The organism is Paenibacillus sp. GCM10023250 (assembly GCF_042653205.1).
Taxonomy (GTDB): domain Bacteria; phylum Bacillota; class Bacilli; order Paenibacillales; family Paenibacillaceae; genus Paenibacillus_Z.
The window spans coordinates 474376-489310 of the sequence record NZ_JBHSHY010000001.1; the positions used below are offsets into that span (position 1 = coordinate 474376).

15 protein-coding genes are annotated in these 14935 nt (G+C 55.1%); 4 read left to right on the plus strand and 11 right to left on the minus strand.

Annotated elements, in window-relative coordinates:
- Window positions 1-119 precede the first annotated feature (119 nt).
- Window positions 120-1175 (minus strand): MFS transporter, encoded by a 1056-nt coding sequence (locus ACFPB1_RS02195; protein ID WP_379221393.1) that lies wholly within the window; start codon window positions 1173-1175, stop codon window positions 120-122.
- 202 nt (window positions 1176-1377) lie between these two features.
- On the opposite strand from ACFPB1_RS02195, the gene ACFPB1_RS02200 reads away from it, so the two are divergent.
- Window positions 1378-1665, plus strand: coding sequence for an ArsR/SmtB family transcription factor (locus ACFPB1_RS02200; protein WP_379221395.1), 288 nt, complete (start codon window positions 1378-1380; stop codon window positions 1663-1665).
- A 230-nt stretch (window positions 1666-1895) separates the two neighbouring features.
- Complete coding sequence (locus tag ACFPB1_RS02205) at window positions 1896-2495, plus strand: DUF4309 domain-containing protein (RefSeq protein WP_379221397.1); 600 nt, start codon at window positions 1896-1898, stop codon at window positions 2493-2495.
- 401 nt (window positions 2496-2896) lie between these two features.
- Here ACFPB1_RS02205 and ACFPB1_RS02210 read toward each other — a convergent pair whose 3' ends face one another.
- On the minus strand, window positions 2897-3982 hold the full coding sequence (locus ACFPB1_RS02210) for a helix-turn-helix transcriptional regulator (protein ID WP_379221399.1): 1086 nt from the start codon (window positions 3980-3982) through the stop codon (window positions 2897-2899).
- A gap of 370 nt (window positions 3983-4352) precedes the next feature.
- Here ACFPB1_RS02210 and ACFPB1_RS02215 point away from each other — a divergent pair, with 370 nt between their 5' ends.
- On the plus strand, window positions 4353-5003 hold the full coding sequence (locus tag ACFPB1_RS02215) for an FMN-dependent NADH-azoreductase (RefSeq protein ID WP_379221401.1): 651 nt from the start codon (window positions 4353-4355) through the stop codon (window positions 5001-5003).
- A 100-nt stretch (window positions 5004-5103) separates the two neighbouring features.
- Here the strand turns inward: ACFPB1_RS02215 and ACFPB1_RS02220 are convergent, their stop codons facing one another.
- The 4 genes from ACFPB1_RS02220 to ACFPB1_RS02235 form a co-directional block, all read right to left on the minus strand.
- Window positions 5104-5667, minus strand: coding sequence for an NAD(P)H-dependent oxidoreductase (locus ACFPB1_RS02220; protein ID WP_379221403.1), 564 nt, complete (start codon window positions 5665-5667; stop codon window positions 5104-5106).
- On the minus strand, window positions 5664-7169 hold the full coding sequence (locus ACFPB1_RS02225; RefSeq protein WP_379221405.1) for an ABC transporter permease: 1506 nt from the start codon (window positions 7167-7169) through the stop codon (window positions 5664-5666). Before ACFPB1_RS02225 ends, ACFPB1_RS02220 begins: the two co-directional genes overlap by 4 nt.
- Before the next feature lie 62 nt (window positions 7170-7231).
- Window positions 7232-7885, minus strand: a complete 654-nt coding sequence (locus tag ACFPB1_RS02230; protein WP_379221407.1) for a TetR/AcrR family transcriptional regulator — start codon at window positions 7883-7885, stop codon at window positions 7232-7234.
- Window positions 7886-8527: 642 nt separating this feature from the next.
- On the minus strand, window positions 8528-8707 hold the full coding sequence (locus ACFPB1_RS02235) for a hypothetical protein (protein ID WP_379221409.1): 180 nt from the start codon (window positions 8705-8707) through the stop codon (window positions 8528-8530).
- A 244-nt stretch (window positions 8708-8951) separates the two neighbouring features.
- On the opposite strand from ACFPB1_RS02235, the gene ACFPB1_RS02240 reads away from it, so the two are divergent.
- On the plus strand, window positions 8952-9137 hold the full coding sequence (locus ACFPB1_RS02240; protein WP_379221411.1) for a hypothetical protein: 186 nt from the start codon (window positions 8952-8954) through the stop codon (window positions 9135-9137).
- Window positions 9138-9267: 130 nt separating this feature from the next.
- On the opposite strand, the gene ACFPB1_RS02245 is transcribed toward ACFPB1_RS02240, so the two are convergent.
- From ACFPB1_RS02245 to ACFPB1_RS02265, 5 genes are all read right to left on the minus strand, one after another.
- Entirely contained in the window at window positions 9268-9696 is a 429-nt protein-coding gene (locus ACFPB1_RS02245) for an organic hydroperoxide resistance protein (protein WP_379221413.1), read from the minus strand.
- A gap of 415 nt (window positions 9697-10111) precedes the next feature.
- The gene (locus ACFPB1_RS02250; protein ID WP_379221415.1) at window positions 10112-10255 is read right to left on the minus strand and encodes a hypothetical protein; all 144 of its coding nucleotides are present in this window, start codon (window positions 10253-10255) and stop codon (window positions 10112-10114) included.
- 32 nt (window positions 10256-10287) lie between these two features.
- A complete protein-coding gene (locus tag ACFPB1_RS02255; RefSeq protein ID WP_379221417.1) occupies window positions 10288-11283 on the minus strand; it encodes a Gfo/Idh/MocA family protein in 996 nt (331 codons plus the stop codon).
- A gap of 47 nt (window positions 11284-11330) precedes the next feature.
- Window positions 11331-12491 carry an NAD(P)-binding domain-containing protein gene (locus ACFPB1_RS02260; protein WP_379221419.1) on the minus strand — a complete coding sequence of 387 codons (1161 nt, stop codon included), beginning with the start codon at window positions 12489-12491 and terminating at the stop codon, window positions 11331-11333.
- 186 nt (window positions 12492-12677) lie between these two features.
- A complete protein-coding gene (locus ACFPB1_RS02265) occupies window positions 12678-14882 on the minus strand; it encodes a malate synthase G (protein ID WP_379221691.1) in 2205 nt (734 codons plus the stop codon).
- Window positions 14883-14935 lie beyond the last annotated feature (53 nt).

Below are 14935 nucleotides of genomic sequence, written 5' to 3' on the forward strand. Positions count from 1 at the left end.
CAATTGCAATCCGCGTACACGGTGAAAAAGGCCGCTTCCCTGGTGGAAAGCAGCCTTTTTCAATGTAGACAGCGATATCGGTGATACTCTACTTACCAATCCATGCAATGCGGAAATGATTAATGCACGCCGCCCGATGCGCTGATGCGTTCGCCCGTCAACCACGATGCTTCATCCGAGGCCAGGAAGACCACAGTCGGCGTAATATCTTCCGGACGCCCGAAACGACCGCCCAGCGGCGTAGACGCGGCAAGCGCCTTGCCTGCATCGCTTGCGACGAATCCGGCGTTGCCCTCCGTATCGCTATTGCCAAAAACGAATACAAGCAGATAAATCAGAACCGCGAACAAAGGGTATACTATAGCTGCTTGTTGAGGTTTGTGGCTAAGCCATTTACCGGCAAGAATATTGCCTATAATTCCGGTTAAACCAAATAAAATCAACATCAAACTAATTTGATTGGACGACATGCGGGTAACGGTGCTCAAGTATTCCGCGAAGTAGCTGTAGACCGCATACATGCCGGAAACAACAAAAATCACCGCGCCAAGACTGATCCAAATAATAGGCTTTCGCATGACCTTAATTTGTTCTCCATAGGATTGTCTGCCTGTTACGGGCATTGAAGGGATAAAGAATAACATCGTCAAGAACGTGATGGCATTGACGATGGCAAAGAAAGTCATGGCATACGCAAGCGATGAAATATCCGCAATAAACGAAGTTATCGGGATCCCGATGACCATTCCTGCCGTTAACCCCATAAATACTTTAGCAATTGCTTTAGGCGCCTGAGCTTGACTGACTGAAGCAGCTGCGGTTGTGAATGCGGCCGAAAAGTACACAGGGTGCAGGAACGCAGGCACAACCCGGAAAACCAATGCAACCGTGAAATTCGAAGCAAAAATGGATACGATGTTAGCCATAACGAAAACGGCAACTACAAACAACATTGCATGCTTCCGGTTTACCCCGGAAAACAATAACGGAAGAAATAATCCCGAGATCGCCACAGCTAATGCAAAAAGGCTCACAAGCAAACCGGCTTGCGATGCGCTCACCTGAAAGTGCTCTGCGATTTGCGGCAAAATACCGATTACGCCCATTTCGGTATTGATGATGCCGAAGATCCCGAAAGCCAAGATAGAGATGATCAATGATGTCGATGTTTTCATTTGCTCCCCCTCCCGTTAGTTCGACACTTGTAAAAGTATCGTACTTAATAATGCAAGGTTAGGACCCGTTTGTCAATATGTTATTTAGATACTCATCCAACTATCTGTTGGAAAAGATGTCGACATCCTCCGCAATGAACGGATTGACCCCCATAGTTAGATGGATATATAATTTTATAAAGATAAACTTGGAGGTGAATGTATGACTGAAATATCCGATCAACAATTTGCAAGGATTTCTCGAGCGCTCGCTGAACCGAGACGTTATCAGATGCTGAAAGAGATCAGTTCCTGTACCGAACCGATGCCTTGCAGCGTGCTGCAAGAAAAACACAACGTCAGCCCCGCCACGGTGTCTCATCATCTTAAAGAACTCGAAATTGCGGGTCTCATTCATAATATCCGTGAAGGTAAATATATGAGTCTTGTTTTTCAACCGGATGTTCTGCGTGCCTATACGGATAAACTTTCGGAGATTTCAAATCGTTAATACTGGAAACAGTAAAAAGACGCCTGTGAAAGAGTTAACAGGCGTCTTTATTATTGCAGTTCGTTTCGAAACTTGCAGTCCCCCCGAATTCACTGTCCTCAAGCAATCAGCCGTGTAATCTCCTCGTCATCGGCCCTTAACTATATTGTAACTTTTGACCCACGCGAATGAATTAAGATCATATTCATAAGGAATCGCTACAATACTTGACGACGACGAGGTGTCTACTCATGAATCGCATATCAAACCGCAAAAAACTTCGCATATGGTCCGTTATCGGCCTCGCTGCTGCCATCATCACCCTCGGTGTGCTGGCTTCCGTTATTCCGGCGCATGCGGAGAACGAGGCAAAGCCCGTCGCGCAATCCGCTACAACGATAGATAACGGGCGAATCAAGGATATTCTGGTGCTGGCGAAGCAAGGCAAGGTGCAAGGCAGCGACTTCGTGTCCGGAAAAACGAACATCGACGAGGTTCACAACCTTTGGGGCGCTTCGGAAGATCTAGGCAATGGTTACGAGAGATATGATCTCAGCATGGGCAAGGGCGCGTACGATCTCGGGGTCAGCAGCAAATCCGGCATCGTTTACGATCTTCGTTATTATTTTCCGCCGACCGACCCGTCGAGAGGCCTCAGCCAATTCACGTTCAATGCCGTCATCGCCGCGCTCGGCATGCCGAAAGCCGTCACATTCAACGACAACGACCAGATCTACGTGTATGCGGCGGGCAATCGTCAAGTGAAGTTCGTCGGCTCGAAAACGGATCCAGCAGGAAAAGCGGCGACAATCCGCTACATCGACGTCTATTCGCCGAAAGCCGATGACTGAATGCGAAGCGTTGCGTTAATGCCCGGCAGAACTTGATGCTTGATGCTTCGTGTCTTCTCCCCTATGCGCATACCAACGAAGGCAGCTCAATTGAGCTGCCTTCGAGTTTTTCGTTGAACGGGCGTTTCCGTTGATCTACGCTTTTGCTCCTTCGAATGGTCTTCATCCAGCCATTCCAGCTCGTTAACAGTGGAGTCTAGCCTTTGCGGCGATTGAACTTCCTGCTTCACGCATTTCCTCGCCGGCGGCGTGCTCCGTTTGCGTTGTTTATTCACGCTTTTCCACTCGCCCTTCCGCGTTGTTACGCTATCCGAAATTAAAATATGCCAAGACGCGGGGACTGGACTGGGTTCTTTGAAACCGACGGTTTCATATGGTGTATACGGAGAACTTGGCTGGACCTAAGCTTGTTTCAGGTTGTCGATGAGCCGGATATATTGCAGATCCCCTAGTCCATAGTGCGGAAATAGATGAAACAAGCGCTGTAATAATTCTTCCCGCGGCTTGCCAACATGCTTCTTAATGAATGCGGTGATTTCGTTATCTTCCTTTACATATTCCAAAAATAAACGGATTCCCTGGTACATCACGGGCATTAACGGCGTTTCGGGGAAACGATGATGAAGCAGAACCTGTCGATAGATGTCGCTGTACCCCTCCAGCCGGATCTCCGTTTCTTCCACGTCGTAGGTCGATTCCTTCACCATATGGAAATACACTTTTCCGTCGTATCCCCTTTGCTCTAGATACGCCAGCACGGTCAACAAATTGATTTGGCAGAACATATCGTCCCCGAACCATAACACGATGCATTTGTAACGGTTCTCGAACAGAGGCTTAAGCGGCGCCACGGTAATCTTCCTATACTCCTCTAAAGGCACCTGATGTCCGGAAGCTCTGAGTCGTATAAATTCCTCGCTGAAAATCGGTGCGGTCGTCTCGTGCGAACACATCGCTTCATTAAAGGGGACGTAGTCGCTTTTTTCCATCAATTGATGCCGCTGAAATTGTTCATACATCATTTGCCCATTTAAGATATTCAGGATGACTTGATCGAACGCATCCTGAATTTGATGCTGCAGGGCTTCGATTTTCAATTTCCGCGAGATGTCCATCGAATAATCCCCCTCTCTACGATTCATATCGATCTTCACGTAGGTCTGCAGCGGCTGCGGATTTTTCCTAAAGGCATTCGGGCTTAGGCCGAATGTTTCTTTAAATGCTCTCGCAAAAGCCTCCTGAGATAAAAATCCATATTTAAACGCAAGATCGATCGTCTTTTGATTCGTTTCCCTCAGCTCCATCGAAGCCAAATACATCTTCCGAAGGGATCTATACCGTTTTATGGTGATCCCCGTCATTTGATGGAATTTGAACGAACAGTAATACGGGGAATACCCCATCTGCTGTCCCAAGCTCGCTAATGAAAAATCGTCAAGAAGATGATCTTCGATCCAGTCAATCATCTCCTGCATCGTGTGGTCCATAGGCGCCTCCTCCTCCATTGATTATAGAGGAAAATGACCGCTTCGATTTGATATAAGTTGTGCTGCGGCTTCAAAAATACGCATGATTTCGCGATTGTTGGAGAAGTTATTCGTGATGCAGGACTCCCTGACGAAAATGGCGCTGTCCTGGTATTGTCTGCTGGTCGCCGGACGCCATGGGCACGCAGCTAACCGAGTTGTTGACTAATCGTTCTTGAATCAAGTATGATACTGTCTGGACGAAACGCAGCGATAGTTAAGTGATGCGACGTAAATGTGACCTTTTTTTTGCCATATTTAAGAACAAATGTTCAAAAACTTTTCTTCGTTGTCTAGTCATTCGCCAAACCATATGAATGGAGTGTTAACGATGGCCACTGTACTTTATATCACCGCTCATCCGTTTCAAAGCGATACGTATAGTTTGTCGGTTGGAGCCCAGTTCATTCAGACATACCGGGAAGTCAATCCAAACGATGAAGTGATTCATCTCGATTTGTATCGGATGGACCTTCCCCAATTCGACGCAGACCTGTTACGCCGGCGGGGTCAACCGCTAAGCGGCCCTTCGTTCGATGAATTAAGCGACGAGACGAAGGCGAAAGCGATTCGGATGCGTGAAATTCTCGATCAATTCATGGCCGCGGACAAAATCGTCATCGCAAATCCGGTCTGGAACTATTTGTTTCCTCCGGTATTGATCACGTACCTGAATGCGGTCATCGTGCCGGGACAAACGTTCACCCGTGCCGATAACGGCCGGCGGGGACTGGGCGGCGTAATAGGGACGCAGCAAAGTAAAAAGGTGCTGCACATTCAGGCATCCGGCACCGTTCTCTCGCACGGCGAGTTCCAAGAGGTCGAATACAGCCACAGTTATCTCAAGGCTGCCTTGAAATTTATAGGCATCGAGGATATACAGGCCATCTATGTTGAAGGCACGAGCGAGATGCCGGATCAAGCCGAGCGTATCAAAGAAGACGCCATTCAACAAGCCATTGAAATGGCCAAGCAATTTTAACATTTCATTCTGGTTGACAATGGTTACCATCTGTTAAGTGTTGGAGCTTCTATACACAACATCAAAAAGCCGCAGCTTATGCGGCTTTTTGCGTTTACCGCTAAGACAATCCCTGTAATTCCCTGCCTGCCGCGACCGCGATTGCCGTATTGGCCACGCGCTTTCCAAGCACTTCCCCTAGCGCCAGCCCGTTCGTGAACAGCGATTGAATCAGCTCATCATTCGTATCTTCGACAGGCGACGTCACCCCGACTCCATAATACGTGCCATACAACGCATTTTCCGGAATATTAGCCGGCATGCCGACCACCATCATGCCTTGATGCAGCATCGGCGTAATCAGGTTCAGCAAGGTCGCTTCGATCCCGCCATGAATGGTGACCGTCGTACAAAATACCGCGCCGACTTTATCCACTAACGTCCCTTTCGCCCACAAATACCCGAGTTTATCGATCCATTCCTTTAGGCCCGAGCTAATCGTGCCGAAGTGTCCGGGACATCCCCAGATAATCGCATCCGCATCGGCCAGATCTCGCACGTTCGCCGTATTGACGTGATTGAGGAACACCTCCGTGCCCTCCACGCTTTGCGCCCCTTTGGCAATGGATCGGGCCAGCTGTTCCGTATGCCCCGCTTCGCTGTCATAGACAATATAGATTTTCATCGATTGAGCTCCTCTCTTGTTCGCAGACGCGCTTCCTTAGTGGCGGCATCTTTCAGCTGCAGCAGTACCTTCCGATACGCTTTATCGGTGAAAGCCCCCTCGTCGTGAGGCTGGGCAGGGGTTAAAAACGCTCGAATCGCTTTGCGATAATCGTGATCCTTGATCGCCAAGTCCGCGTGAGCCGCCGCTTCCGCGAGCGCCATTTGGACAGCCGGATCGCTCGCATCCGGCGCTGTGACAGCGTCCTGCCTGCGGCGTTCGGCCTTCCCATCAGCTTCCGCACGAGAAACGGCGCCTGGCGCGTCCGCGTCCGATCGCTTATTGTCCGTTTCGTTAACGGCCGTCCGGTGCCGCTTCAACACCGATAAAGGAATCAGAACAGCGGCAACGCCGCCAATCGCGGCCAGCGTCCACGTCGGATGGCCCAAATTCAAGCCTCTGAAATAAAACAAATCCCGCAGCCCTTCCGCCGCGAAACGCAGCGGCAGCCAGTCGTACACGAAGCGCCGGCTGAATGCCGGCAGCAGCTCCGGCGGCGAAGCCAGGAGAGGCGCTGCGAAGAAGAAGAGCAGCATGAAGAGCGGCACGCCCGCAAAGCCCAGCCAGCTCACGACCGTCGTCTGGACCAGGAAGAACACGAAGCAGACGAGGAATAAGTACCAGCCGATGCCGGCATAATCCGGAATGTGCAGGCCGAACCATTGCCCGGCGATCCAGAGGATGCTAAGCGCGGCGGCGCCCGACGCGGGAATGCCCATCAGCATTTGGGAGATGCGGATACCGAAGCGATGCAGGCGGAATCCATTGTCGATCGCGCGGTTCGCCGCCACGAACAGCATCATCGTCGCGACCATCGCGGCGAACCAGACGAGCTGCGTCAGCACGACCGGCGCGTTGCCGTTCGAGCTGTTCGGGCCGACGCCGTTGATACTGCGGTTCGTGACCAGGATCGGCTCGGCAAGCGCGTCCGTCTGCTCGGGAGTCAGCGTGCCGCCAGGCCCGGCTTTCGCTAGCAGCCGTTCACGAAGCTGCACGTTGGCGCCGCCGAGCATTTGGGTTACGATGCCGCTTGCCATCGACGCGCCATTATAATTCATCCCCTGGTTCACGTACAGGACGGCGGTGGCGGACTGCGGATCGGACGAGAGCAGACTTGACAGCTTCTTCGAGAAGTCCTGGGGAATGACCAGCGCGGCATAGGCCTCTTCACGGTTCATCGCCTGGACGGCCGCATCCTCGGAAGAAACGACGCGCCAGACGAGCACCGGTCCCTTCCCGCCAGGCGGCTCGTCATGCTGCAGGCGCTCCGCTAGATCGCGGCCGTAATTCGCATCGCCGGCAAGCGTCATTGTCCCGGCATCGCCTTGCACGAGCAGGACGGGCAAGTCGCGCGGCACCGGATTCACGCTGGAGCCGAGCTGCGCCAGGCCGAGGACGAGGACGACGAGAAATACAAGGAAGACTGTCAGATAAGGGTGCTTTTGTCGAAAGAAACGGATCATAAACAGTTCGAACCTCCAATTAGTTCATTCTACGTTCGGCTAATGAAATGCAAAAAAAGAAATCACTTTCGCCATTGGGCAACGGAGAAAGCGACCATGTTGCGAATATAACTCTCGATTTCGACGTCAATCACGTTAATGAAGGAAACCTCGCGGAGCGCGCAGACGACGCCGATCGACAGCATCTGATGCGCAGCCAAGGCGTAGTCCATCTCATGGATCTCGCCTGCCTCCGCCCGCTTCCTCAGTACATCGGTGAGCGACTGGTGACGCATCTTGATCATCTCGGACATGAAGTTGCGCTGCTCCGACTGAATCGACTCCGCGTCGCGGAACATCATCCGGATGAAAGCCCGGTCTTCCGTCATCGTGCTATACAACCCGATGAGAAACTGGGCGAGTGCGTCTTCCAGCGGCTGGTTTTGCGAGATCGATGCGAGCAGCTTATCCATGCTGGCCATCCGCGCTGCCTGCGACTCGGCGAAGACTGTTTCCAAGATCTCCTGTTTCCCGCCGGGAAAATAATGATACAGCAGCCCGTCGGTAATGCCGACGTGCTTATTGATCATCCGCATCGAAGTGCCGTGAAAGCCATGCTCCGCGAATAATTCCTTGGCCCCTCGAAGTATTTGACCTTTCCGCTCCGCCGCCTGCATGTCTCTGCTCGTCCTGGGTGTCCTACTCACTTCATTCGCCTCACTGTCCTTCAATTTCATTCAACAATCGTATAACGAAATAGTATGCGATATTCATCTGAAAGTCAATTTAGGGCGCCGAGAGGCATTCGGCGCTGATTCGGCAGTCGCCTCTGTGGATTTATCATGAATAACTTCCATGAGGCGTGGAATTCTACTCAAACTGGCCATACGGGAGGTGGTTGCATGACATGCGTTTAATGCCAAAACATCCAACAAATAAAAGGAAGGAAACATAGATGCTTCATTTTGCGCAATCATGAACGGTATTGCGGCTCGTCTATACTAATCATCGTTCCGGGCGGGAACGTGGCCGCGGCCATACGGCCAGCCGGCTCGGTTGGCTGTATGAGCCCTTCGACGCCGCCCGGTTGGATCAACTACGCGGGGAGGCGTGATCGCATGTTTTTTGGCAACTTTTCCGGCAGAGGCTGTTTATACAGTTTGCTGATTGCAATCGGAATCGGCTTGGTATCGTTATTGATCGGAAGAATGCTGGGTTTTTCCTTTTTTTTCTTTTTTCCATTTATTTTTTTGCCGTTTATGTTCAAACGCAAGTAACTCAACTGCGGTAGGGAACGATCGTGCGCATCCGCGTTCAGCGCAAAGAAGACCGAGCAGGCGCTCGGTCTTCTTTCGGCTTAATAAACGGTGCATGCTTCGCTATTCGCTCTGGCTGGGCTTCTTGCAGATGCTCGTGATCTCGAACGCTTCTTTCGGAATCCCGAGTTCGCCCGCTCTCTTCTTCTTCATGAGATAAGCCTGCTGCAGGCTGGTGGCTTTCACTTCCAGTTTGGTACCCGACGGATCCTCGAATACATAATAACACTTCTTATTGGACATAGCGGAATGTCTCCCTGTCTGCTTGAAGATTGGCTAAGCCTATTCTGTCCTTGCAACCTGTTTATATACCTGCACGAGCGCGGGCACGGCATTGGCGAAGCCCTCGCAATTCGCCTTCCGCGGCAATCGTGAGCTAATCGAATCACGGGCAAACCAACGGGACATACTCTTACAGGCAACCTGCGCAGGTACAGCCAATCGCACGCGTGAGCGTTCTTGAACAGCGTGTTGGAGGTGATGAACCATGACATCTAGCCGGAATCATCAAGGGGCGCACGGGATCGGCCAAACCGAAGCGCAATTGAATCGGCAGGCCGACGCGGCCGCAGCCATCCAAGGCGCGAACGAAACTGATCAATCGATTACGGAAGCCGCGGAGCGCGATGCGCATACTTCTCTCGACGAGATTATCGACGCGGAGCCTTCGTAAACAACCTCCCTTGCTGCCGAAAAATAAAATGAGCTGCAAGAACGTTGCTTTTCTCGCAGCTCATTTCCAATACATCATCGGCCGGGGGGTAAGCCGCATGGCCGATCGGTTTCTTGTCGCTCAATCAGCCTTACCCGACAACGTTCGAGATCACCTCGATATTGCCTCGCGTCGCTTTCGCGTACGGACACACGTGATGCGCTTCATCGACGATTTCTTGAGCGACGCTGCGCTCTACGCCTTTTATCGTAATATCGAACGTCACGGCTAGCGCGTAACCGTCGTTCGCATCCTTGCCGAGCGTTACGTTCGATTCGATCGAAACCCCTTCGGCTTTGATCTTTTTCATTCGCATAATCGTCCCCATGGCGCCTTCAAAACAAGCCGCGAAGCCCGCCGCGAACAGCTGCTCCGGGTTCGTCCCCTCGCCATTGCCGCCTAATTCCTTCGGATACCGTAAATCCACGTTCAACTTGTTATCGCTGGAGACTGCTTTGCCGTCTCTTCCGCCTTGAACGTTAACCGTGGCCGTGTACAGTTTCTTTTCGATTTTATCCATTTTACATGCACGCTCCTCTTCGTTTGTGCCAATCCGATGGCGGACACCACATTCAGGATTTCCTTCGCGTTCATTCATAATACTTGGAACGGGGATAAGGATTCGTGATGTGCGGTTTTACCAGCAGCCATCCAAGTAAGCTTCATTCTTCTCGACCCATTTTCCGTACGTCTGCACCAAATCTTTCAACCGGGCGTAAGCACCCGTTAATCCATTCATCCATAAACTGCGCAGCATATGCCTCCTATCCTTTCTGAACAAGATGTGATGTCGGGCAACATCCATGGACTGTAGCAATCCCGAGGCACCAGGCTCCGCGTTGTCGGCCCTACAGAAATGGCTTCGTGCCGGAGCCGGACGGTATCGCTCGTTCTTGCACCTTGATCTTACCAAGCCTGCCGGCGCGCGAAATCTGTTAAAGGTCATGACAATGCCAAGCAAAAAGCATCGCCGCAGGCCGCAGCGCATGACCATGATCACGCGCCATGCCAAAAGTCATGCTTCCGCTCTCAGATTCAAGGCGCAAAAAAAGAACGATGAGCGCCTCATCACCGCTCATCGTCCTTCTCGCTTACTATTCGGTTCGGCCGGTCACGCTTCGGTCGGATACGTAAGTCCCCACGGCTCCCGCACCCGGTCCAGCGTCTCCATGATGCGCACCGTCTCGTCGACGGTCAACACTTCGCTCTCCTTGCGGCCCGCGCGCAGGCACTCCATCGCCTCGATCGCCTGGTAGAAATGGCCGGACGGCTCGAGGTCGTGCTGGAAGACGACCGGCTCCTGCCCGTGCACATGCAGCGTCGCGGCCTTGGCGAACAGGAATGCCGGCACTTCGATCCGTCCCTTCGTGCCGTAGATGACGGCCTCGTTGGTCATGGACAGCCGGATCGCCCCGTGCAGGGAGGCGGTGCGGCCGCCTTCGTATTCGAACAGCAGCGAGAACTGCTCATCCACACCCGTCTCGCCGATCACGACGGAGCTCGCGATCTTGGAAGGCTGCTCCCCGCCGTACACCATCGACGCAAACGACACCGGATAGATGCCGGCGTCGAGCAGCGTGCCGCCGCCCTTGTCCTTGTTCAGCAGCCGGCCTTCGGGATTCCAGCCCGCATCGAAGCCGAATTCGGCTTTCACGAGACGCACGTCGCCGATCGCGCCGCTGTCCAGCCATTCCCGTACCTTGGCGATCGCGGGCAGGTACCGGGTCCACATCGCTTCCATGACGAACAGGCCCTTCTCGCGGGCCAAATCCGCGATCTCCTTCGCCTCGGCGGCGTTGATCGTGAACGGCTTCTCGCATAGCACGGACTTGCCGCCGCGCAGCAGCGTCAGCGCGTTCTCCTTGTGAGCCGGATGAATCGTGCCGATGTAGACGATCTCGACGTCCGGATCGGCCGCGAGCTCCTCGCAGCTGCCGTACGCGCGCGGGATGCCGAATTTCCCGGCGAACGCCTGCGCCTTGTCGAGCGAGCGACCCGCGACGGCGACGAGCTCCGCTCCAGGTGCGTGCGGCAGCTCCGAAGCAAAGTTGCTCGAGATGCCCCCCGGTCCCATAATGCCCCATTTTACAACTCGTTGTTCCGCCATGATCAAGTCTCCTTTATCGTGTAGTTAATTCTACTCTTAACGGGATATCAATTATCAGCCAGCACAATCTCCCATTCGTGAATCTCGTAGCCGCGCGCGCCGAGCTTGACGTAAGGATCCTGCTTGACCAGGCGCTCTACCTCTTCGAGGGAGGAGCCGCGGTAGATGACCAAGCCTCCGGCACCGTCGACGAAGCGGCCGTTGGTGTGAAGCCTGCCCGCCGCGCGGTTATCGGCCAGGAATTGCAAATGCTCCGCGCGGTATCGGGCGCTCTTCTCCGCATCGAGCATCGGCAGGAAGACGGCGAAGTGCTTGCGTTCGCCCGACTCCCGGCGCTTCCGGTCCTCCGTCTCCTGGTACTTGTACATGCCGGACATGTCCGCGTCGCCGTAACCTTCCTGCACCGCCTGATTGATCAGCGCTTGCGCCTTCTTGCCGGCGTTCAGGCGCACCTGGGCTTCGGCTCCCATATCCGCGGCCAGATTCATGTCCTTGGCAAGCAGCTTCAGGGCGAAGCCGGGCTCGAAGGCGTCTTTGGCAATAAATTGCGTATAATGGCGCTCCATGATTTTGCTTTGGGCAAAGCTATGGTTCAGGATGCCGAACAGCTGGTCGGCCTCCAGTCCCGCCTGCCGCGCCAGCGCGAACGCCTCGCCGACCGCGAGCGTATGGATGCCGACCATCAGCTGGTTGATCAGCTTGACCGCGGAGCCGCTGCCCGCATCGCCGACGAAGCTGATCGACTTGCCGAACGCCGCAAGCACGCTGCGCACGCGGTTAAACGCGTCCTCGCGGCCGCCGACCATGACGCTGAGCGTTCCGGCTTCCGCCCCGGTCGTTCCGCCGCTGACCGGCGCATCGAGGAAATCGGCGCCGGCCTCGCAGGCCTTCGCATAGAGCTTGCGGCTCAGCCCCGGCGATACGGTGCTGCAATCGATCAGCACGAGACCGCGGCGCGCGTTCGCGATCAGTCCCTCAGGGCCGGAATAGACGTCCTCGACGTCCGCCGGCAGCGGGAGACAGGTCACCACGACGTCCATCCGCGCGGCCAGCTCGGCTGGCGACAAGCCCGTACGTCCGCCCTCGGCGGCAAACGCTTGCTCTTTGCCTTGGCTGCGGTTCTTCCCGTACACTTCATAGCCCGCCTTCATTAAATTCAGCGCCATCGGAAAGCCCATGTTGCCCAAACCGATAAATCCGACTTTCATTCCTTATCCCTCCCGTTTAAAACTGCAAGCGCTCTCATATGCAATAGTCGAACGCAAGCTTCACGCCAGCGCCTCGCTTGCCCATTCGCCGAATGGCAAACGGCGATGCGCAAAATAAGGCTTGTCTCTCCACTACCATGACGTATAGGCAGCGCCGACGTCAAGAGGTCGGCCGAAATTAGCGGCTCATGAAGACTGCGCGTTGGATTCCGCGCGGCGCGCTTGCTTCGCCTTGAATTCCCGTCGCTTGCGGTGAAGAATCGGCTCCGTGTATCCGTTCGGCTGGCCAGCGCCTTCGAAGATGAGCTCGCACGCGGCCTGGAAGGCCATCGAAGCATCGAAATCCGCGGCCATCGGGCGATAGCCGGGATCGCCTGCGTTCTGCCCGTCCACGACGGCGGCCATTCGCTTCAGCGTGACCAGAACCTGCTCCCGCGTGCAGATCCCGTGACGAAGCCAGTTGGCGATATGCTGGCTGGAGATCCGCAGCGTGGCCCGGTCCTCCATCAGCCCGACGTTGTGGATGTCCGGCACTTTCGAGCATCCGATGCCCTGTTCGACCCAGCGGACGACGTAGCCGAGAATCCCCTGCGCGTTGTTGTCCAGTTCCTGCGCGATCTCGGCCTCGCTCAACTGTGCATTCCGTGCCAGCGGGATGCGCAGCATGTCTGCCCGCCGGTCGGCGAAGGCGGACTTCAAGCGGGTCTGAACCGCCGTCACGTCCACCTCGTGATAATGAAGCGCATGCAGCACGGCCGCGGCCGGGGACGGGACCCAGGCAGTGGTGGCGCCGGCCCGGGGATGGCCGATCTTCTGCTCGAGCATCGCCCGCATCCTATCCGGCATCGCCCACATCCCTTTGCCGATCTGGGCGCTTCCCTGGAGACCGCAGGCCAATCCCACGTCAACATTCGATTGTTCATAGCTCTGCAGCCATGCCGACGAGCGCATCTCATGCTTCCGGATCATGGCGCCGGCTTCCATCGACGTATGGATCTCGTCGCCGGTCCGGTCCAGAAAGCCGGTGTTGATGAAGACGACCCGTTCCTTCACGCGTCGGATGCAGTTTTTCAAATTCAGCGACGTTCGGCGCTCCTCATCCATGACTCCGATCTTGAGGGTATGCCGTTCCAGGCCGAGCAGGTCCTCCGCGCGGTCGAACAGCTCGCCGGCAAACGCGGCCTCTTCGGAGCCGTGCATCTTCGGCTTGACGATATAGACCGAGCCCTTGGCCGAATTCGCGAACTTGCCGTTTCCGAGCACGTCGTGCTTGGCGATCAGCGCCGTCATCACGGCGTCCATGAGGCCCTCGTACACTTCCCGGCCGTCCCGGTCCAGTATCGCGGGATTCGTCATCAAATGGCCTACGTTGCGGACGAACAGAAGCGACCTGCCGCGAACGCTGAACGCTTCGCCGGTGGCGGGAGAGATATAGTCCCGGTCCGGAGCGAGGGATCGTCTGACCTCTTGCCCGTCCTTAAGGAAGGCCGCGTGCAGGTCTCCCTTCATCAATCCCAGCCAATTGCGGTAAACAAGCACCTTGTCCTCCCCGTCGACGGCCGTCACGGAATCCTCCGCGTCCATGATCGTCGTCAACGCCGCTTCCATCAGAATATCTTTGATTCCGGCGGCATCGGTCCCGCCTATGGGATGATGGCGGTCGATTTGGATTTCGAAATGCAGGCCGTGATTGCGGAAGAGCAGCGCGGACGGGTTGTCCGGCGTCCCCCGATAGCCGATCAGCTTGCCGTTCTCCCGAAGCCCGGTCATGGCTCCACTCCGCAGCCGCACCGTCAATCGGCCGTCCGACACGGCATAGCTCGCCGCGTCTGCGTGCGATCCTGCCGCGAGCGGAATCGTACGGTCCAGGAACCCCCGCGCGAACGCGATGACCTTGCCGCCCCGCACGGCGTTGTAACCGGAGGCGCGCGCCGCGCCCTCTTCTTCGCCGATCGCATCCGTGCCGTACAGCGCGTCGTACAGGCTGCCCCAGCGCGCGTTGGCCGCGTTCAGCGCATACCGCGCGTTGTTGACGGGAACGACGAGCTGCGGTCCGGCCAGCCTCGCGACTTCGTCATCGACATTCGACGTGGAGATAAGAAAATCATCCGCCTCGGGCTCGAGATACCCGATATCATGCAGGAACGATTGGTACGCCGCGAAGTCGAAGCGGTCCCGGTGCGCCCGATGCCAGTCGTCCAGCAGCCGCTGCATCGCGTCCCGGCGTTCCAGCAATTCCGTGTTGCGAGGCGTCAAGTCATGAATCAGACGATCGAATCCGGACCAGAACGCATCGCGCTGAAGACCGGTTCCCGGAAGCGCTTCCGTTTCGACGAATTCGAATAAGCGCCGATCTACCCGCAGACGATGCACGTTGACATACAGAGCCATAGTCATCTTCCTTCCTCCTTTAAGCGATTCGCTTGTTCATGAATGGTGAACGA